The sequence below is a fragment of the Mycobacterium sp. NTMscope_Eco_3 genome (assembly GCF_976985685.1).
The window spans coordinates 2,174,730-2,193,095 of the sequence record NZ_CDRJYZ010000001.1 but is presented as its reverse complement, the minus strand read 5'-3'; the positions used below and the strand labels follow the sequence as shown (position 1 = coordinate 2,193,095).

20 protein-coding genes are annotated in these 18,366 nt (G+C 63.9%); 8 read left to right on the top strand and 12 right to left on the bottom strand.

Features of this window, described 5'->3' with window-relative positions:
* Positions 1-56: 56 nt before the first annotated feature.
* The 4 genes from AC0KTM_RS10060 to AC0KTM_RS10045 all read right to left on the bottom strand — a co-directional run bounded on the left by AC0KTM_RS10060 (position 57) and on the right by AC0KTM_RS10045 (position 3,472).
* Entirely contained in the window at positions 57-812 is a 756-nt protein-coding gene (locus AC0KTM_RS10060) for a GAF and ANTAR domain-containing protein (protein WP_238955781.1), read from the bottom strand.
* Positions 813-839: 27 nt separating this feature from the next.
* Positions 840-1,781, bottom strand: coding sequence for an MEDS domain-containing protein (locus tag AC0KTM_RS10055; protein WP_238955780.1), 942 nt, complete (start codon positions 1,779-1,781; stop codon positions 840-842).
* Positions 1,781-2,527 (bottom strand): cutinase family protein, encoded by a 747-nt coding sequence (locus tag AC0KTM_RS10050; protein ID WP_308193078.1) that lies wholly within the window; start codon positions 2,525-2,527, stop codon positions 1,781-1,783. The genes AC0KTM_RS10055 and AC0KTM_RS10050 overlap by 1 nt, the downstream gene beginning before the upstream one ends.
* 186 nt (positions 2,528-2,713) lie before the next feature.
* Positions 2,714-3,472: a TetR/AcrR family transcriptional regulator C-terminal domain-containing protein gene (locus AC0KTM_RS10045; protein ID WP_238957275.1), complete on the bottom strand. Its 759-nt coding sequence runs from the start codon at positions 3,470-3,472 to the stop codon at positions 2,714-2,716.
* A gap of 458 nt (positions 3,473-3,930) precedes the next feature.
* Here AC0KTM_RS10045 and AC0KTM_RS10040 point away from each other — a divergent pair, with 458 nt between their 5' ends.
* The gene (locus tag AC0KTM_RS10040; RefSeq protein WP_472417437.1) at positions 3,931-4,569 is read left to right on the top strand and encodes a maleylpyruvate isomerase family mycothiol-dependent enzyme; all 639 of its coding nucleotides are present in this window, start codon (positions 3,931-3,933) and stop codon (positions 4,567-4,569) included.
* Between the two features lie 16 nt (positions 4,570-4,585).
* On the opposite strand, the gene AC0KTM_RS10035 is transcribed toward AC0KTM_RS10040, so the two are convergent.
* Positions 4,586-5,062 carry an SRPBCC family protein gene (locus AC0KTM_RS10035; protein WP_472415501.1) on the bottom strand — a complete coding sequence of 159 codons (477 nt, stop codon included), beginning with the start codon at positions 5,060-5,062 and terminating at the stop codon, positions 4,586-4,588.
* Entirely contained in the window at positions 5,059-5,769 is a 711-nt protein-coding gene (locus AC0KTM_RS10030; RefSeq protein WP_238955777.1) for a DUF899 domain-containing protein, read from the bottom strand. The genes AC0KTM_RS10035 and AC0KTM_RS10030 overlap by 4 nt, the downstream gene beginning before the upstream one ends.
* Positions 5,770-5,982: 213 nt before the next feature.
* Between AC0KTM_RS10030 and AC0KTM_RS10025 the strand changes: the two genes are divergently transcribed.
* The 3 genes from AC0KTM_RS10025 (at position 5,983) to AC0KTM_RS10015 (ending at position 8,632) form a co-directional block, all read left to right on the top strand.
* Entirely contained in the window at positions 5,983-6,783 is an 801-nt protein-coding gene (locus AC0KTM_RS10025; RefSeq protein WP_308193053.1) for a PPOX class F420-dependent oxidoreductase, read from the top strand.
* Between the two features lie 338 nt (positions 6,784-7,121).
* The gene (locus AC0KTM_RS10020) at positions 7,122-7,550 is read left to right on the top strand and encodes a cellulose-binding domain-containing protein (protein WP_238955775.1); all 429 of its coding nucleotides are present in this window, start codon (positions 7,122-7,124) and stop codon (positions 7,548-7,550) included.
* A 206-nt stretch (positions 7,551-7,756) separates the two neighbouring features.
* Complete coding sequence (locus AC0KTM_RS10015; RefSeq protein ID WP_238955774.1) at positions 7,757-8,632, top strand: SAM-dependent methyltransferase; 876 nt, start codon at positions 7,757-7,759, stop codon at positions 8,630-8,632.
* A 158-nt stretch (positions 8,633-8,790) separates the two neighbouring features.
* Here the strand turns inward: AC0KTM_RS10015 and AC0KTM_RS10010 are convergent, their stop codons facing one another.
* The 3 genes from AC0KTM_RS10010 to AC0KTM_RS10000 are packed head-to-tail and all read right to left on the bottom strand — an operon-like array spanning position 8,791 to position 11,806.
* A complete protein-coding gene (locus AC0KTM_RS10010) occupies positions 8,791-9,777 on the bottom strand; it encodes an NAD(P)H-quinone oxidoreductase (protein WP_238955773.1) in 987 nt (328 codons plus the stop codon).
* An 11-nt stretch (positions 9,778-9,788) separates the two neighbouring features.
* Positions 9,789-10,850: an AraC family transcriptional regulator gene (locus tag AC0KTM_RS10005; protein ID WP_472408510.1), complete on the bottom strand. Its 1,062-nt coding sequence runs from the start codon at positions 10,848-10,850 to the stop codon at positions 9,789-9,791.
* Positions 10,847-11,806, bottom strand: coding sequence for an AraC family transcriptional regulator (locus AC0KTM_RS10000; protein ID WP_275254296.1), 960 nt, complete (start codon positions 11,804-11,806; stop codon positions 10,847-10,849). Before AC0KTM_RS10000 ends, AC0KTM_RS10005 begins: the two co-directional genes overlap by 4 nt.
* Positions 11,807-12,020: 214 nt before the next feature.
* Between AC0KTM_RS10000 and AC0KTM_RS09995 the strand changes: the two genes are divergently transcribed.
* Positions 12,021-12,710 (top strand): type 1 glutamine amidotransferase domain-containing protein, encoded by a 690-nt coding sequence (locus AC0KTM_RS09995; RefSeq protein WP_238955771.1) that lies wholly within the window; start codon positions 12,021-12,023, stop codon positions 12,708-12,710.
* Here AC0KTM_RS09995 and AC0KTM_RS09990 read toward each other — a convergent pair.
* Together AC0KTM_RS09990 and AC0KTM_RS09985 are read right to left on the bottom strand one after the other, a co-directional pair.
* Positions 12,707-13,816, bottom strand: coding sequence for a saccharopine dehydrogenase family protein (locus AC0KTM_RS09990; RefSeq protein WP_238955770.1), 1,110 nt, complete (start codon positions 13,814-13,816; stop codon positions 12,707-12,709). The two genes, AC0KTM_RS09995 and AC0KTM_RS09990, sit on opposite strands and share 4 nt — an antisense overlap.
* Positions 13,817-13,852: 36 nt before the next feature.
* Positions 13,853-14,254, bottom strand: coding sequence for a nitroreductase family deazaflavin-dependent oxidoreductase (locus AC0KTM_RS09985; RefSeq protein ID WP_275254295.1), 402 nt, complete (start codon positions 14,252-14,254; stop codon positions 13,853-13,855).
* A 309-nt stretch (positions 14,255-14,563) separates the two neighbouring features.
* Between AC0KTM_RS09985 and AC0KTM_RS09980 the strand changes: the two genes are divergently transcribed.
* A complete protein-coding gene (locus tag AC0KTM_RS09980) occupies positions 14,564-15,478 on the top strand; it encodes an acetoacetate decarboxylase family protein (RefSeq protein WP_238955768.1) in 915 nt (304 codons plus the stop codon).
* Between the two features lie 235 nt (positions 15,479-15,713).
* The gene (locus tag AC0KTM_RS09975; protein ID WP_472417435.1) at positions 15,714-16,322 is read left to right on the top strand and encodes an LGFP repeat-containing protein; all 609 of its coding nucleotides are present in this window, start codon (positions 15,714-15,716) and stop codon (positions 16,320-16,322) included.
* A 413-nt stretch (positions 16,323-16,735) separates the two neighbouring features.
* Here the strand turns inward: AC0KTM_RS09975 and AC0KTM_RS09970 are convergent, their stop codons facing one another.
* Positions 16,736-17,560 carry a DUF1906 domain-containing protein gene (locus tag AC0KTM_RS09970; RefSeq protein ID WP_472415500.1) on the bottom strand — a complete coding sequence of 275 codons (825 nt, stop codon included), beginning with the start codon at positions 17,558-17,560 and terminating at the stop codon, positions 16,736-16,738.
* A 164-nt stretch (positions 17,561-17,724) separates the two neighbouring features.
* On the opposite strand from AC0KTM_RS09970, the gene AC0KTM_RS09965 reads away from it, so the two are divergent.
* The gene (locus tag AC0KTM_RS09965) at positions 17,725-18,273 is read left to right on the top strand and encodes a hypothetical protein (RefSeq protein ID WP_472415499.1); all 549 of its coding nucleotides are present in this window, start codon (positions 17,725-17,727) and stop codon (positions 18,271-18,273) included.
* Positions 18,274-18,366 lie beyond the last annotated feature (93 nt).

Sequence of the window (18,366 nt, the reverse complement as noted above, 5' to 3'; positions counted from 1 at the left end):
TGTCAACCGTGGTTCTTCGCGAGACCTGTCGTGCGTAGTTGGGAGGCCGACCACGTCTAGATCTCGCCCGCGGCCCTGTTGCTGTGACGTTTCACGGTTGCGGCGGCGACGTCGACGAGCTTGATGTTGGCCTCTTGGGAGACGCGTCGCAACGTGTCGAAGGCCTCGGCTTCGGTCAGGTCGTTGATCGCCATGAGCATGCCGATGGCTTTTCCGATTTCGCGGTTGCTGGCAAGGCCGCGTTGCAATGTCGCTGCGTCCTCACCTTGAGCTACGGCGTTGGCGGCGACGCCGGCGAAAGCGGCCAAAAGGATTGCGCGTTCGACGGCCACCGTGTCGAAGGCATTGGGGCTGTCGGAGAACAGGTTTAGCGCACCGACTTTGTGGGGCCCGACAAGCAGGCGAAAGCCCATGATTCCGTGCGCCGGTGTTTCGGTGAGGACCCGGGCGGCCAGAGCGGGCCACTGACTGCCGGCGCGGAGATCCGGATCGATTTGTGGGGTTTCCTCCGAGATGGCATCCAGACATGGACCCTCGCCGAGCGCTTGCTCGAGCTTGTCGATCTTTCGGGCGACGCTGTCGCTGGCTGCCGCCGTCGTGGCGATGTGGTTGTCGCGCAACATCACGCTGGCATGGTCGCAGCCCGGCACCATGAGTGTGGCTGCGATGCAGATCGCCGCGTAAATCTCTGCGGGCGTTGAGCCTTGGTAGACGATGTCGGCTAAGCCGGTAAATACCGTGGTGGGCTCGGCACGCGACGGCGGCGGTGATGGCGATGCCCCCATATCGGGGGTTTCCTTACGGTCTGGCATCCTGAACCCGCGTCGTCGTCCCCAGGTTCATCCCGCAGACCCTGCGTAGGTGATCTGGTCGCCGGAGGGGGTGGTCGCTTGCGTTGCGCTGTGGGGCGGTGCTGGCTGCAATTCCACGTTCGTCAGGTGAAGCACGTCGAGCAGCCGGGTGGGGATTCGTTGGCCGGTCCGCAGGATCACAGTGCGGCCGTCGGTGCGCGCGTAGTGATCGAGGGTGTACAGCTGCTGGTGACTGATGAACTCCAGGTCTTGCGCGTCGATGATCAGTGGGTCATCGACGAGCAGCGACCAAATGCGTTGCAATGCGGTGGTGTAGAGCCCGTCGCTGTGTAAGTCGATGTTTCCGGTTAGCGCGAATGTTGCCTGCGGTGCGGGGTGCAGCCGGAAACGTGGCGCACGCTCACCGACATCGGGGTGAAGGCAAATGAGCTCGTCGGCGGCTGGCAGCTGGTGGGTGTCGTAGGCGCACAGCGCCGAGAAGGGGAGACCTGCCATCGTGCGGGAGAGGAGAAACTCAAAATGCGACAGCGCGGCTCGTTGGTCGGGTCGATGGGCCAGTGTCGTAGCGTCGACGACCACACGAAAGCCGTTGTAACCATTTTGGATTGCGCGATCGAGGGCCGCGACGCTGATGGCTACTGCGGTATGCGGGTCCACAATGTCGGTGCCGTCTAAGACCGCGTAGAACTTCGATGCTGGTGTCACGCCGACACCGCCGGCCTTAAGCCGGTCGGCGATACCGGTCAGCTCTGTCAATTCCGCCCACAATTGCTCGCGGCTACCGTGCCCGACGAATTCAGTCCAGTAATCGTGAGCGAGCCCCTCGGCGATGTACTGCGCAGCGCGGGCGTGGAAGTCCGTGCGGTCCTGGAACTTCCAGCCGAGATGCTCGAACGACGCCAGGCCAGCAGCCGGGGTCACCAGTGCTGCTTGTGGCTGCGTGCAGAGCCAATCCTGATCCCGCGCCATCAGGCGGTGGGGTTTCCAGACCAGTCACCCGGCGCGGGTGGGGTATTAGGCTCTGGCCCTGGTACCGGGGAGTTGTCGGCACCTTGATTGAGCCGGCCGGCGGCGAAATTTGCGCCCTGGTCAATCATGCTGCTGTTGTCTGCATAGGTGTTGTGCGCGGCGAAATTGAGACCGTCAGAGCACACTGGGTCCTCGGGAACGCACACTTTGATGGTCTTGGCCGCATATGTCGGTCCGATGACCACCGGTGGCTGGCCCAGGAAGTTCATGGCCCGCACATTGGGCATTCCGAACAGCACCACCGCGGAAACGTGGTCGGCCACATCAGGCGCTAATGGTTTCGGCACGGTGGCGGGATCAACGCCGTCGGGCACCGCATCCGAGGTGACAAATCCCATCACGGCCGCGCCCTGGGAATAGCCTCCGAGCACCATCTTGGTCCTGGGGCATCCGTTGGCCGTGGAAACCACATGAGCGCCAGCGTCTTTGATGCCCTCGAGGCCGGTGTCCCACTGGTCGCTGGCGGGGTAGTTGACCGGGTACACATCGAACGACTTGGCGGGCACCCGCGAGCGCATAGCGTCAACGAACGCCTGTCCCGTCGGGCCCACGCCCGGTGGCTCACCCGTACCGCGCGCGAACACCACCTCCACATCGGGACATCCCCGGGCAACGGCGAGGGGAACCGCGGCAGACGGCAGCACCGATGCCAGCGCAATACCTAAAAATCCAGCGACCAAATGCACGCGCACGTTTCGTATTCCTCGTCGTTTCGGGCCTGACCGGAACGCAGTGCATCGTTAGGCCGCAACGAACAGAGTCGCGTTGCTGGTTGCTGACGAGCACGCCGTGTCGTTTACAGCGTAAACAGCACCGCTTACGTTGTAAACAGGTGGGCGCGATTGGTCGGCCATCGCCGGGCAGCGCCCGTACTAGCGACGGGCCACCAGAACTTCGATCCGGTCGAGCAACGACTCGAGTCCTTCTTCGAACTCTGCGGTGCTGTGATCCTCGGACAACATCGGTTGTAACCGCTGCAGGCACGGGTAGCCCGTGAGATGCCGACGCGGCGGCTCGCCGTCGAGAATGGCCTCATCCGGGTGTAGTTCGGCGCCGTGGGCGTGCACTTCCAAAAGCAACTGACCCAGCAGGAACGTGGTGTAGGCGCGGTATGCGGCCACCGCCGCATCGTCGTCGAAGCCGTAGGAAAACAGCGTCTCGAGGAAGGTTTCCATCCAGCGCAGGCTGCGCAGCGGCGGGCGGACCCATGGCGCTTCGGGCGCATGCGTGGCCAACAGCGGGAATATCTGGGGGTGTTCAAGTGCAATTTGGCGCACCCCGTGCGCCAGGCGTACCAAGTAGTCCTGCCAGCCGTCCTCTTGACGACGGGCCGCGAGTTGTTCGGCGTGTAGGCGATCAACGATGCGGTCAATGATGCCGGTGAGCAGGTCACCACGGCTGTGAACGTGGCGGTACAGCGCCATCGCCTCCACGCCGCAGGCCGCCCCCAACCGACGCATCGTCAGCTGCGGCAGACCGTCGCGGTCAACGAGCGCGATGGCGGTATCCAAAACCACTTCGCGAGTCAGCCGTGCGCCCCGGGGAGCATCCTCCCCATCACCTGACGTCACCAACTGCTGGTCGGCATCGGCTATGTCGCGCTGGGTGCGGTCGCGGCCTTCACCATTCACCGAATCGCCTCCTACGTTGGATCGGTGACGTGTCATCAAAGATTCGGCCTGTACAAGTGGTGTTTGTCGACCAGATGCGGCGAGATGATCACCTCGGTAATTCTTTCTATCGCCGACTCTACAACTGCTGCCGATCGCAATACGGCGGATTGCCGGCATCTCAGTAGATAAGGATGCCAGTCCGACAGCGATTCCTGCGATGAGGTGCGCTCGGCGCCCGTTTGCCCTCGAAGGCCGCGACGCTCCGCCGGCCGACACGAAGTTTTCCCGCCCGGTGACTCGGCAGATTCGAGTCCGGGCCGGTCCTGCTGCGGCGGGGCGCCCGTAGTGCACGCCAAATCTTCAGTCCCACAGTCGGATTCGTGCCACCAGCGATCAACGTCGATGCACGCCAGGCGCGCTAAACCTTCTTAGCCGCTACAGAGGTCGCGTCCCAGCGATAGAGTCTTCTCGTGCGCGTGGACCGCGAGCGTGTCTTCGCCGCTATCGCGAACGAGCGGCGCGAGATCGCGACACTGATCGAGGGGCTGGACGATACCCAGCTGGCAACGCCAAGCCTGTGTGCCGGCTGGGACGTCAAGACGGTGGCAGCCCATCTCGCCTGCTCTGTCGCTGACGGATTCTCGCCCGCCATGACGATGGCTCTGCGCCGCGGCAGCCTGGACCGCGCGATCGATGAGCTCGCGCGCCGTCGTGCGCAGTTGCCGGCCGCCGAGATCGTTGCCACCCTGCGTGAGTGCGCCGATTACCCGTTGAGCCCGCCGGTGATCGGGCCGGTGGCCCCCTTCACCGATATCTTGATTCACGGCGGCGACATCAGGATTCCTCTCAGCCTCCCGTTTGATCCCGACCCCGAACACGTCGGGCTTGCACTGGATTTCCTGACCGGGCCATGGCCCCTTGGCTTCGTGCGGCCGGGCCGACTGCGGAGCATCTCGGTGCACGCCACCGACATTGATCGTTCCTGGCGTAAGGGAGCCGAAATCCGCGGTCGTGCGTCGGCCTTGATGATGGCCGTCAGCGGCCGCACCGCGCTGCTGGACACACTCGATGGGCCGGGACTACCTCTACTGCGCCAACGGCTGCTGCCCTCTTGACGGTGGGAACATTAGTTCAGCCCGCGACCCATCCCTCTAAAGCGGCCAGCGATGCGACCAGGTAATCCTCAGTGAAAATGGGCATCTCGCCAACGCGTTCTCGGAAGTGCTGCGGCGTGCCGCTCCAGTCGTAAGTGAGGGTGACGTCCGTGCGGTGGTCGTTCGGGGCGAGGTCGTAACGCCAGAACCACCCGCCGGGCACATGATTGCCGGCGTCGTCGAGCACGCCCGGCATCCACCCGATGACACGGTTCTCGTCGAACACGTTGACCAGATTGTGCGTGACGTAGTCACCTCCCGCCCGGGTGAGGTACATGTTCATCGCGAACATTTGTCCCGCACCGGTGATCGGCGCGGGGTCCACGGGGTCGCGGACCCAGTCGGTGGGCTCGGTGTCCTGGTGGCGCGATGGATCGGCGAGGACAGCGAAGATCTCGGCCGGGGCCGCGGCGATGGTACGGCTGACGACGTAACGTTCCTCGCGGGCGCTCACGTGTTGTCCTCGTTTGTCTTTCGTCCGTAGGCGGCTGCGATAGCGGGGGAGTCGAGCCACCCCGAATAGGTGGGCCGCGAGGGCCAACCTTCGGGCGAATCGAGCCATTCCTCTTGGCGGCCCCACGGCAGCACGTCGATCAATGCAAACGTGTGGCTGAGTTGCTCGGTGCCCCGCCCGTTCGTATGCCACGTGCGGTACACGGTGTCGCCGTCGCGTAGGAAGACGTTGACGCCGAAACCGCCGCCGGGCGGCGCATCCATGTCAGAACCGAACGGGCTCTGCGATGACGAGTACCAGTCCATGTGATTGCCAACCTTGCGCTTGTAGGCGAGTGCTTCCTCGATCGGTCCGTTGGTCACGATCACGAACCGGGCGTCGTAGTTGTCGAGAAACTCCAATCGGGTGAATTGCGACGTGAAGCCGGTGCAGCCGCCGCACTGCCATTCCGCGCCGTCCGACCACATGTGGTGGTAGACGATGAGCTGGGACCGACCGTCGAACACGTCGACCAGTCGGATGGGCCCGTCGGCGCCGATGAGAATGTAGTCGGGCAACGCGACCATCGGCAGTCGGCGGCGCTGGGCGGCGATCGCATCCAGTTCGCGGGTGGCGGCCTTCTCGCGTTTGCGCAGTTTGTCGAGCTCGGCGCGCCAGGTTTGGTGATCGACGATCGGCGGCAGGGCCGCGGTCTTTTCGGGGGACATGGCATCCACCTTTGCTCTCGATTTGTTCGTCTGGAAGGTCTGACTGTCGGAGTGTCCGTAATTCATCGGTCGGGATCTTGGCCCGCGGGGCGACATCGTCGGCGTCGACCAACATTTGGGCGGCCCGTCGATGCCGTCGCTAGCGATGTCACATGTCGGTGCCCTATCCCGTCTAGGGAATGAGGAACAGACAAGCATTGTGGGAGAGGCGGCATGATGCAGCGCTTGAGTGCCATTGCGCGGGCATACCTGATCGCGGTGACGGCTTTGGTCGGGACGGTCACCTTCGGGATCGGGATCTGGTGTGTGCTCGATCCACCCTCATTCGCCCGTGTCGTCGGGTTTGGCGAGCACCAGCACTTTCTGCACGACGTCGGCGCGTTCCAAATCGGTCTGGGAATCACGCTGCTGCTCGCCCTGATCTGGGCAGACGCTCTGGCTGTCGCACTCGCGGGGTTCATTGTGGCCAACACGGTGCATACCGTGAACCACGTGATGGACCTCGACCTGGGAGGTTCGGCCGCCCAAGCCTGGGCCCTCGGTGCGGTGTCGGTGGCGCTGGTCGCGGCGTTCGTGCTGCGGCTATACCAACTGGGCTACGTCCTGGGGAGCGTTCCCACCGCCACCGACCGGACGTTGGCGCCATTCGTGCGGCAGAAGACGATCCGGCTGATCACTTTTCGCAAGGACGGCACTCCAGGCTCGAGCCCGGTGAGCATCGTGGTGGACGGTGATCGCGCCTACTTTCGGAGCTTCGAGCAAGCGATCAAGATCCGCCGGGTCCGGCGTAACCCGGGCGTCGAATTCGGGCCGTCCACCGGGTCGGGCAAGCCGACGGGACCCGTGCAGCCTGGCGTCGTGCGCTTGCTCGACGGGGACGAGGACCGGGAGGTGGGCCGCCTGCTGCGGCGGAAATATCCCTTCCTGCATGGCGTCCTGGTCCCGTCGGCGCACCGGCTGATGCGGTCCAAGTTCGGTCGCACGGTCCACGCGGAGCTGACCCCGTCGTCTTGATCCGAGTAGCTCAACCTCACGGTTCCAGATTCAGCAGCGCCGCGCCGGCCGTGACATCCAGCGGCACTGGGCGCTTACCTTCTATTCGCAGTCCCGCACTTGGTCTTCCACGTCACACACCTCGAGAACTTCACGACGGCGGCCGCGGTTGCGCAGACAACGACCCTCGCGATCGCCACGCTGCCGATCGCCTTGCTGATCCGCACCCCCGGCGCGACTGAGGGGAATTCAGGGTGGATCGTGGCTAGATTTCGTGACGGTTTCGGTTGTGCAAAGGTACTGCAGCGTACCCGCGCTGCGAGGCCCACTGTCGCCTATTCGGCTTTAGTGTTGCTGGTATGGCGGGACTGGACAATTGCGTGAAGCGCTGGCGCACAGTGCTTCACGCAGTCGTGTCTGCCTTGATGGTTGTCATCCTCGGACTCGCCATTGCGCCTGTAGCTCATGCGGCTGCGGCCACGGCGACGTTGTCGGTGTCACATTCGTGGCAGACCGGTTTCATCGCCCACTTCACCGTCACCAACTCGAGCATGGCGCCGCTAAACGATTGGAAGCTGGAATTCGATATGCCGGCGGGAGAATCCGTCTCGCACACGTGGAACGGCACCATCACGCAGTCTGGCACGCATTATGTTCTCACCCCCGCGAATTGGAACCGCACCATTGCGCCCGGCAGTTCGGCCACAGGTGGTTTCAGAGGCGTGCTGAGCGGTGCCTACTCGCCACCGGTGAATTGTGTGCTCAACGGGCAATATCCTTGCACATAGCGGTGTCTGCGCACTGAGGTAGGCTCGACCGCTCCGAGGCCCACCAGCCCCAAACCGGCGCTTGATGCCGTGCAGCGGCGAGTTCGGTACATCCCGAGACCGAGGGCCAGGGCGACGCTCTACGTAGCCAACAACTTCGGAGGTTGAGATTGCCACCTAAGAAAAGATCGTGGGATCCCGCCACGAGCGTAGGAACAACGGCGACGATGGTGGCCGCGGCGCGGGCCATTGCGACCACAAATGGTGACATCGACGATCCGTACGCGGAGCCCTTGGTCCGCGCGGTCGGCGTGACCTTTCTGACCCGCTGGGCAACCGGTGAGCTGTCCGCGTCGGATGTTGACGTGGAGGGCAGCACGTGGGGCCTGGCACAGATGCCTGCATCCATCGCGGCACGCACGCGGTACTTTGACGGATTCTCTGCTGATGCGGCCGCGGCGGGCATCCGCCAGGCCGTCATTCTCGCCTCGGGCCTGGATACCCGCGCCTATCGATTGGACTGGCCCGTAGGGATGACGGTGTTCGAGATCGATCAACCGGCGGTCATCGAGTTCAAGACAACGACTCTGGCCAGTATCGGCGCCGAACCGAAAGTCGACTTCCGGCCGGTCGCGATCGACCTGCGCGAGGACTGGCCGACTGTCCTGAACGCGGCGGGCTTCGAGCCAAACAAACCTTCGGCGTGGATCGCTGAGGGTCTGTTTGGCTACCTGACACCCGAGGCCCAAGACCAACTGCTCGACGCCGTCAGCGCGCTCAGCGCGCCAGGCAGTCGACTCGGCACCGAGGCCGTCCCGAATACGGTCGACATGGACCCCGACGCGGCCCGCGAACGCATGCACGCGGCGACCGCCAAGTGGCGCCAGCACGGCTTCGAACCCGACTTCACCGTGATCGAGTTCGAGCTCGAACGCCACGACGTCGGCGAGTATCTCGACGCGCGCGGCTGGACATCGGTCGCAACTCCCATGGGTCGACTGCTCGCGGACCACGAGCTGGGGGTGATCCCACAGACAATCGACAATCGACAAACGATGAACGGTGTCACCTACTACACGTCAACGCTGAACACAGCGGGATAAATTGGCGACAAGGGCGCCGTCACGTGTGAACTTGATGTATGCCAACATCTTTCGGAGGACTGTGTTGCCGCACTGGTCCGGATCAGGTGACACTTTTCATACATTTGTGATCGATGCGCATGCGTTCACCACTGGGCGTGGCCCGGTCGAAGTCAGGGTCAGCCTACGGTCAACAGAACTTTTCCCACCGTCTCGGCGGAGTCGAGCAGCTTATGCGCCTCGGCCGCATCGGTGATCGGAACTTCGGCTGCGACGACCGGCGCCACGGCCCCCTCGGCGATCATCGGCCACAGATGCTGCCGCAGTTCGGTGACGATCTCGGCCTTGGAGCCTGGGCCTTGCTCGGGACGCCGACGCAGGTTGGTCGCGTGCACCGATCCCCTTTTGAACAGCAGTGCACCGAGATTCAGTTCCGCGGTGGCACCGCCTTGTAACCCGATGATCGTCAGGTGGCCGTTCTCGGCAAGTGCTTCCAGGTTCTTGGCCAGGTAGCTGCCGCCCATGATGTCGAGAATGACGTTGGCGCCGGGGTACTCGGCGTTGACCACAGCCGGGAAATCCTGTTCGCGGTAGTTGATCAAAGTCTGTGAGCCAAGTTCGCGGCAGCGATCCAACTTGAACTGCGTTCCCGCGGTCACCGCCACATGAGCGCCCAACGCGCGGCCCACTTGTATTGCGTGCGTGCCGATTCCGCTGCCTCCGCCGTGAATCAGCAACGTCTGGCCCCGCTTGAGGCCCCCGGTCATCACCACGTTGGACCATACCGTCGCGGCGGCTTCCGGCAAGGCTGCCGCAGCAGTGACGCTGATGCCTTGCGGCACCGGCAGCACCTGGGTGGCGGCCACGTTGACTCGTGCGGCGTATCCGCCACCAGCCATTAGCGCACACACCGCGTCGCCGGGAGTCCAATCCTTCACTCCTGCACCGACTTCAGCGATAACACCGGACACCTCGAGTCCGGGGATCTCGCTGGTACCCGGCGGAGGTGGGTACAGGCCCATCCGTTGCATCACATCGGCGCGGTTCACCCCCGCAGCCACCACATCGATGGCGACTTCCCCAGGGCCCGGCGAGGGAAGGTCGTCGACTTGCGACCATTCCATCACCTCCGGGTCGCCAAAACCGTTGAGTGTTATGGCATACATCCAGATTCTCCTTACCTGTTCTTCGTGGTCATGGTTCGTCGCGTATACAGGGACGTGTTTCGCCGGGCTAAGTAGGCCCGCGGGCTATCGCCCTTCCATCGTTGGAACGCGTGCGAAAAATTGCTGACGTCGGTGTATCCCAGCCGGTTCGACACCTGCTCGACGGTCATGCCGCTTCGGAGTAATTCCGTCCCCAGATGTTGGCGCACTTCGTCGAGCAGCCGGCGGAACGAGGTTCCCTCCGCCTCCAGTTGCCGTCGCAGCGTCCTGGTGCTGGTAACCAGCCGATCCGCCACTTGGGCCAGACTCGGGGGCCGAGTCGGGTTGGCCAGCAACAGATCACGCACCAAACCGGCGCGGCCCGTTCTCGCTTCGCGCTGCTCGAGCAGCATTCGACATTGCTGCTCGGCGAGTTTGGCGGTGTGGGTGCTCGCCTGGGGGAGTGGAACGTGCAACTGTTCCGCACAGAGGGTGACGGAGGTTTCTGCGTGGTCGAATTCAGGCGCCGCACCGAACATCTCTTCATAGAACAGGAGGTCTGGCCCCGGATCTGGGAGAGCGAACGCGATACGGCTCGGTGGTGGCGACGCGCCGAAGATCTCGCGGTACAAGTTCGGGATGGCTGCGGCGTCGCGTTCCAGGACGAACCTGCGCACCGGCGCCGGCACGGAACGGGCATCGATGACGATCGAAAGTTCGTCCCCATGTTGACGTGTTTCGAAGGCGCAGAAAGCGTAGCTGAGTCGCACAAATCGCACGGCGACGTCGATCGCCTCACCCAGGGTCGGGCTGGTGAGGATGGCAAATCCCCACACCCCGAAGGCAGTGACCGGATATCTCGCCGCGACCTGCAGGCCGAGCCCCGGCCGGTCCCCGAGCGCGGAGACTATATTCGCGATCGCCTTGAGTTCTTGTTGTCCGCTGACTTCGGCGGCAGGGCTCCGGACGGCTGCCGGCGTCGTCCTGGTACCAGCGAGACAGTGTTTTGAGGTCAATCCGAGCTCAGCGGCCCAGTCGAGCATCACCACCAGACTCGCGGCCGACCTTTTGGATTGCAGGTCAAGTGTCGTCATCGGGTGCGCACCCGCTGGCGGTATTCGCGGGGGCCGACACCTTTCCAGCGTCGGAAGGCCTGGGTAAAACTTGACGCCTGCGAATAGCCAAGGCGTTCAGCAATTTCCGCGACGGTACGTCCGTCGCTGACGAGCAGTTCCTCGGCGAGCGCCTCACGTACCTCTTCCTGCAATACGCGCAACGACACCCCTTCGAGAGCGAGGTGCCGCCGAAGCGTCCGTGAGCTGACCGTCAGTTGCCGCGCGGCGTCGTCGAGCGACAGCGCCGGCGACGGGTTCGCCAACATCAGGTCGCGCAGCAGGCCCGCGACGCCGGCACGTGCGGACCTTTGCCGCAGCAGTTCGACGGCGTGCTTCTCTGCCATCGAGCGGGCGTACTGATTCGCCTGCGGCAGCGGCTTGGCCAGCGACTCCCGGTCGGCGATGAGGCAGTCCTGCGGTGCATCAAACTCGGGCTCGAGCCCGAACACCTCGATGTATTTCTGCACCACTTCCTCTGCTGGCCGTGTCATCGTGTAGGCAACCCGCAGTTCGACATCAGGCGCCATGAGCAGGTCGCGTTGCAAGGTCTGAATCCCGACGCTGTCGCGTTCGACCGCGAACGCGCGTAAGTCGACGGGCAGGGCCGAAGGGTCCAGAATCAACCGGACGGCATCTCCCTCCGGGTCGGCGGCGGCGCTGAGCCGGCACAGGCAGAAGCTCAGTGCGGCCAGTGACATGCCGACCGACATCGCATCTCCCAATGTCTCAGAGCTCATGAGTGCCAACCCCCAGATCCCGGGTGATGCGGCATGGCACCGCACGCCGGCCTCGACGCCCAACCCGGGGACGTCAGGAAGTGCGCCGAGGATGTTGCTGATGATCTGGAGTTCGTCACGAAGGCGGACCTGGACGTCGAGGTCATCGAGTGCTTCCCGAGTCAGCGGTGTGCCGCGCACTGCGTCGGTGTGCGACATTCCATGCTCTGCCGCCAGGTCGACGAGCAGCGCCGCACCTGCGGGTGAGCGCAGAACATCGTGCGTACTCACATCGACCCCACCTGGGCGTAGCTGGCTGATTGCTCTCATCATGCGCTAGGCCGGCCGCACACAACAGGTGATGGATGGCCAACTAGTTGTGAGAAGTGGCCAGCTCGGTGGCGCCCAGGACTTTCGGTGGAATCCTGGGAGGATGACCAAGAGCATTCTCAACGTCGTCTCCAACGTCGCCCATTACGACGACCCCGCCGAGCCGACCGGGCTGTGGCTTTCCGAGCTGACGCACGCCTACGAGATCTTCGCCGAAGCGGGTTACCAACAGACCATCGCCAGCCCGAAAGGCGGCACTTCACCGCTGGAGCCGCGTTCGTTGAAGTTCCCCAGTTTCGGCAAGAGCGCCAAGGCGTGGAAGGCCGACGATACGAAGATGGCGCTGCTGGCCAGCACCGCCTCACCCGATGAGATCGACTCGACGAATTATGACGCGATCTACTTCACCGGCGGTCACGCGGTCATGTACGACTTCCCGGACAGCGAAGGCCTGCAACGCATCACGCGCGAGATCTTCGAGCGCGGGGGAGTCGTGTCCTCGGTCTGCCACGGCTACTGCGGCCTACTCAACACCGGGCTGTCGGACGGATCCCTCTTGGTTGCCGGGCGCAAGCTCACCGGGTTCGCCTGGTCGGAGGAGGTCCTGGCCCGGGTCAACAAGCTGGTGCCCTACAACGCCGAGGCGGAAATCAAGAAGCGCGGCGCCCTTTACAACAAGGGGCTGATTCCCTTTGCCCCGCACGTCGTCGTCGACGGGCGGCTGGTCACGGGCCAGAATCCGGGATCGGCCAAGGCTACGGCCAAGAAGGTCGTCTCGGTGCTGGGCGGCTAACCGGCAAGTCGGACCTGCACCAGACCGGCGCCGGCACAACCGGTGACGAGTTCGTCGAGACCGAAGGCGTCAACCGGACCAACAACCCCGGGTGTGATACCGGCCCCGGAGGCGAGTTGGTGTGCAGCCCAGGCCATCAGCTCACCGGTCAACGAGTAGGGGCTGGGTCCTTCCAGGTGAACCTCCGCGACGGCCTCACCCGACGCGGCGCGTGCCACCGCGACGACGTGACTGAGCGTGCGGGCCCGCTCGGCCGTATCGGGACCGCCGCTGTCGCCGACCGTGCGCGCCGCCAGCGCTTCGACAAGGTTGCGGCCGTAGGGAAGTCTCGCGGTGGTGTTCGCCAGCGTCGACACAAGTTGGATCGCGCGGCTCAGCTGTGGAAACCAGCCGTTGTAGACCGTCACCGAGTCAAGTCGGGGCAGCTGCGAAGGCAGGAAGAGCACCTCGGTGCCCGAGACCAGAAACGCCTTCTTGCGCGTCGTGCGCACCGGGAATTCGCGGACCTGGCGCGCGGTGGTTTCGTCGACGAGCTGCCCGTGCCGCCACACCGGCGCGGGCAGGATCAGCCCCTCGGCCATGGTCTTCCGGGTGCCCTGGCTCAGCCCGTTGCGCAGCGAGCCGATGGCAAAATAGCCGACCTCGATCGCGCGGACCGCCGAACCGCCGGCTCGTGCGGCGAGCGCACCGGCAAGCACGCCCGGAACGTAGTCATAGCCGAACGCCGGTGCGATCACGGCTCCCGCCTCGCGGGCCCGAGCGTCGTGACGCTCCCGCAGCGTACGAACGAAGCCGACCTCACCGGTGGAATCCACGTAGTGGGCGCCGGCATCGACCGCCGCCTGCGCGACGGGGTGGCCGAACTGTTCGAATGGACCGACGGTCGTGACCAGGACGTCGCCCGCGTCGACCAGGGCGCGGACACTGGCGGGGTCGCTGACATCGGCAACCCGGTATTCCAGTCCGCCGAATCCTTCGGCCAGTCTGGCCAGACGTTCGGTTCCCCGTCCGGCCAACACTGGCCGAATCCCGCGCCGCACGAGGGCGTCGATCACCAGTCCACCGGTGTACCCGGTGGCCCCGAAGACGACGATCCGGTTGGTCATGAATTGGCCCTTTCGGTCCGCGAGTTCACAACGTCGTCAGCTCCGCAGCTCGCAGATCACCACGGGTATCTCACGACTGGTCCGCGTTTGGTAATCCGCATACCCCTTGTACGCCGCAACAATCTTCGGCCACAACTCGGCCCTCTCTTGCGCGGTTGCGGTGCGGGCGTGAATCTTTCGGCGGGTACCATCGATCACCAGCTCGGTGTCGGGATGCGCCTGAAGATTCCGGTACCAGTCGGGGTTGCGGTCGTCGCCACCCTTCGACGCGACGAGGACAACCCGATCCAAATCGTGAATGGGCGTCGTCAGGTAGCAGGACCGGGGCAGCCCAGACTTGCGCCCAGTCGTATGGAGCTCGACCACCGGCATCCCAAACGGCTTGGCCAACAGCCTGTTCCCGCTAACCGTGAGGATCAACCGGTGCATGCGGTTCATCAGCCTGGCTCCGGTGTCTTTCAGGGCGTAACTGCTCACCATAAAGTTCCTGTCTCGAATGATGTTGCTGTGAATAAAGGCTCTATCCAGTTCTGGGCGGCCACTTCGCACGCAGACCGACGGACAATGTGGTTGGGTCGGATCCGATTCTTGCCGAGATCTTTTTCGAACGGCATCTTCATGGCCACTAGTCACAACTTGTTGGCCATTCATCACCTGTGGATCTGCCTGGGACGTACATAGTCTTAGCGTTGGGGGTCGATACCCACCGAACGGCTACCGACCCATACAAGGACGAGGTCAACGACAATGGCAACGCAACTCACCGAGGTCGAATTCGCTGGACAGACCGTCGAGGTGCCGAAGGGTGGGTACTACGACCGATATCGCTCGAATCCCGACCTCGACGAGGTGGCACAAGACCCCGCCGCCGGAAACATCGACTGGTTCCGACGGATCCCGAAGGTCCAGGTCGACTCGCGGATCGGACCGATTTGGGCGCCGAACTTCTACTACCGCGCGACCATCGTTCAGGCGAACATGCTCGCTCCGTTCGACCGTCTGGCGGCGATGCTTCCAGAGCCTCTCGAGCCATTGCGGGCGGTCCCCGGTTATGGAGTCGCGGCCCTGACTTTCTTCTCGTATGCGGTCTGCGACAACGATCCATATGACGAAGTGTCCGTCGCGGTCGTCATCCGAAAGCCCGGTGAACGGGGTCTGCTGTCCGGCCTGCTTCCCGAGCTCGAACTGCTGAACACCATGCGGCGCAGGAAGTTCTACGCTCACGTCCTGGCGCTACCAGTCACCACCGAGATTGCCCGGGTCCGCGGCGTCGAAGGCTACCAGCTGCCGAAGTGGCGCACCGACATCAGTGTCGACATCAGCGATGCCGTGCGGGCCGGAATCGCTGGCCCCACAGGCAAACCGGATGTGAGCCTGCAGGCGCCGCTACCAGAGTTCACCGATTTCCCATCACAGTCCCGGCTCGGCACCAACACCATGGTTCATTTGGTCGACGGGCAATGGCGCCAAACCTCGGTGCAATCGAACACGCTGTCGTTCGCGCAACGCAGCTTCCCGCGTGACGTCACACTCACCCGACACGGCGGCCCGCTGAGCGATCTTCTCGACGGGCTTGGCGCCTCCACAATCCTGCGTCTAGAGGTCACCAAAGATGCGCAACTGGTGCTGAACCTGCCGCGGCCCCTGGAAGCATTCGGCTAAAAGCTGGGACTTTGGCATCACGCGAGACGCGCGTGCCCGGCATTCACGCTGGCTGTAACCGGCGACTGCGTGGTCGACATGCCATGGAATTTGCCCGCCGATGGCCACGGTGGATTTCATCGCACCGGTGATCCTTACCCCGGTCCTCTGGCTCGCCGTCTATGCCCGCGGCGTAAGTTCGGTCGGAGCCACGAAGACCGCGACCGCCTGCCTTAGGAAGACGCGAGAGGAAGCCATGAGAACGATCGCATACCGCCACGCGGCAGTCGCCGGCCTGGCCGCCGTCGCACTGATTGCTGTGGGCTGCAGCAATGGCAAGAGCGTCGACGCGCCGGCGCCGCCTCAGGTCGGGGCGAGCGCCACCTCCACGTCTAAACCCCCGGCGCCGCCCACTGAGGTGAAAGTCCTCGGGGAGGGCAACGTTGAGGTAACTCTGACCGGCCCGATCGCTGCCAAGTACTCGTCGGCAACGCAGGATCAGAAGCAGGCTCTCGGCAAGCCGCTCACGGGTGACCGCAACGCGGGAAAGCGGGAGAGCGGCTTGGTATTCCAGCAGTTCCAGGGCGGCGTGATCACCGCCAAGAACGACGAGCCCGGTACACCCACGTTCATCACCACAGGCAAGATCCGGGAGGCCTGGAATGTGCCACGCGACCCGAACGGCGTGCCTGCGGTCACGGGCACTAACGGGTCGGCGGGTGCGCTGGGCTTTCCGACCAGCGACGTGAACACCGTCGGCGATCTGCTCGTGTCGAATTTCGAGCACGGCAAAATCGAGTACAACCCGAAGACCGGCCGGGTCGAAGTGACGGTCAACGGCAACGTCGTACCATCCGGGCTGTAGCCCGAATCAGGCGAGGTGGCACGCGGGCGCGATGAACTCCGCTCGATTTCAGCCAACCAGCAAGGCAGCTAAGACCGCCGTCAAGGAACGACGCAATGCTGAAATCGAATGGAGGCAGGCTGTGTCCCACCAACTCGCGGTACTTGGCACTCTGAACGGTAGTGGTCATTGAACGGAGATGTTGCCTCAGATCTTCCTCGGTGAGCACGGCCTCCGGCGGGCCTGATTCATCAGATGAACCCGGCGTAGTTCTGCCGTCTGGCGCATAAGCCCCCACCAGCCCTGGGTCAGATTGCACCGCAACATCTTTGATGTCGGCGCTTAACCGACTTATTCCATGAACGCTCGCGCTGCGTGCTCTGCGACGAGCATGATCGGCGCGTTGGTATCGCCGGAAGTGGCGGCAACACCTATCACACGTCGCCGCTTGGACGACCCGCATGGAGATTCCACTGGCCGCAGTCGGGGGCCAGGACGTCGTTGACGTCCACTTCGAATCCGCCGACCTTCGGCCCGGGATTGGACGCGGCGCTCACGACGCGCTGGTAGAGAACAGCGGCGGGGTGGACCTGATCACCGGACCAGGCTCGAGTTTGCCAGGCCCACCGGCGGCCAGGTGTGCTCGAAGACCCGATAACGCCATCGGCCACGGCCCACTGGCAGACCCTGACACCTCCGTAGACCCCAGTGCGCTGAACCCCAAGAACTGAGTTGATTCCGCGAAACCACGGCAGCGCGGTGTGAATCCAGGTGTTGCGGTTGATGTCCTCGTCGATGGTGAAGAAGATCGGCGCACTCTGGCCGCCGCCTGCCGCGGTGTGCAAACGCCAGGCGGTGCGCGCATCCGCGACGCCGCCCGCGTAGCCCCGCGTGAAGTCTGACGGTGTCGACCCACCCGGCTTGCCGTATTGGTAGTTACTGACAATCACCAAACCCGCGGCTGTCAGTGAGTCGGCGTAGGACCGAGTGATGGGTTTGGCGCCGAACGAGGAGCCGGGACGTGACAACGAGACGTAGTTGACCACCCCGCTATAGCCGGCAGCCCGGATCTGCTGCGCCGGAATCTGGTGTGCGGCAAAGTCGATCAGCTGAGGGGGAGCGGCGGCAGTCGCTGTCGGCATGCCGCAGGCCACCGATGCGGCACCCAGACCGGCCAACGTGGCGGCGTAGCGCAGCGCGTCGCGCCGGGAGACGGTGCGCAATGGCACATCGGTGGCGGCAGAGGGCAAATTGCGCACGGCGCAAGGTTAAACATGTGACTGTTGTTACCGATAGTGCTGCGCCAGTCGAAACGCGGTTGCATTCCCAAATAGATACCAAGTGGTGATCGTTCGGCTATAACCGCGAAAGGACATGCAGGAGAACGACCTAACCGACGGTCGCCCGCGCTGCGCGCTCGGCGATGAGCATGGTCGGCGCGTTGGTGTTGCCGGAAGTGATGGTGGGCATAGCCGAAGCATCGGCCGGTAAACATCCATATTGGTTTGGTGCATATCCCTCCCGCGCCGCAGCAGGGAAGGTCTTTCGTCACGATGGCAACTTCACCGCGGCTCACCCTGCTCGCCGCGCAGTGCAGGAGCACGACTGTGCTGCGGCCGTTAAGGATCGTTACCGCAATCGTGATCTCGCGCTCGTATCTTCGGATATACGAGAAAGCCGAAGCTTCGACCGTCCAATAACGCCTGTAGGCGTCCCGGGGGCTGATATGACGACCGCAATCGCCGCGCACGACCCAGTCGACAATGACGTGGCCGACGGGCATGACGATCTCCTTTTGGCGGTCGCAAAAGTGAACGCAAATGGCTGTCCAAGAGACACCGTTCGCGTTGAATCGAAGCCGCGCCCGAGGCTCACGGAAGAAGAGATCGTGCGCGCGGCGATCACGGTGATTTTCGTGGCCCTCGTGACGGTGCTTGGCCTCGCCGCGGCCGCAATCTTGACAATGGGTTAGCCCGACGCAGCTTCGCGCCACCGTGGCAGCCCTCAGTCGGAGCTGGCGTGGATCCGGCTGAAGGCCGCGGTCGAGCGAAACGCTCTCAGCGCC

Bases quoted from the DNA above. Each gene is read 5' to 3' on its own strand.
- AC0KTM_RS10025 (WP_308193053.1), top strand. From the start codon at position 5,983: ATGATGCAGCGCTTGAGTGCCATTGCGCGGGCATACCTGATCGCGGTG.
- AC0KTM_RS10055 (WP_238955780.1), bottom strand. From the start codon at position 1,781: ATGGCGCGGGATCAGGATTGGCTCTGCACGCAGCCACAAGCAGCACTG.
- AC0KTM_RS10010 (WP_238955773.1), bottom strand. From the start codon at position 9,777: ATGTATGCCATAACACTCAACGGTTTTGGCGACCCGGAGGTGATGGAA.
- AC0KTM_RS10060 (WP_238955781.1), bottom strand. From the start codon at position 812: ATGCCAGACCGTAAGGAAACCCCCGATATGGGGGCATCGCCATCACCG.
- AC0KTM_RS10020 (WP_238955775.1), top strand. From the start codon at position 7,122: ATGGCGGGACTGGACAATTGCGTGAAGCGCTGGCGCACAGTGCTTCAC.
- AC0KTM_RS10015 (WP_238955774.1), top strand. From the start codon at position 7,757: ATGGTGGCCGCGGCGCGGGCCATTGCGACCACAAATGGTGACATCGAC.
- AC0KTM_RS10030 (WP_238955777.1), bottom strand. From the start codon at position 5,769: ATGTCCCCCGAAAAGACCGCGGCCCTGCCGCCGATCGTCGATCACCAA.
- AC0KTM_RS09965 (WP_472415499.1), top strand. From the start codon at position 17,725: ATGAGCATGGTCGGCGCGTTGGTGTTGCCGGAAGTGATGGTGGGCATA.
- AC0KTM_RS09975 (WP_472417435.1), top strand. From the start codon at position 15,714: ATGAGAACGATCGCATACCGCCACGCGGCAGTCGCCGGCCTGGCCGCC.
- AC0KTM_RS09990 (WP_238955770.1), bottom strand. From the start codon at position 13,816: ATGACCAACCGGATCGTCGTCTTCGGGGCCACCGGGTACACCGGTGGA.
- AC0KTM_RS09980 (WP_238955768.1), top strand. From the start codon at position 14,564: ATGGCAACGCAACTCACCGAGGTCGAATTCGCTGGACAGACCGTCGAG.
- AC0KTM_RS09995 (WP_238955771.1), top strand. From the start codon at position 12,021: ATGACCAAGAGCATTCTCAACGTCGTCTCCAACGTCGCCCATTACGAC.
- AC0KTM_RS09985 (WP_275254295.1), bottom strand. From the start codon at position 14,254: ATGAACCGCATGCACCGGTTGATCCTCACGGTTAGCGGGAACAGGCTG.
- AC0KTM_RS10005 (WP_472408510.1), bottom strand. From the start codon at position 10,850: ATGACGACACTTGACCTGCAATCCAAAAGGTCGGCCGCGAGTCTGGTG.
- AC0KTM_RS10000 (WP_275254296.1), bottom strand. From the start codon at position 11,806: ATGTCGCACACCGACGCAGTGCGCGGCACACCGCTGACTCGGGAAGCA.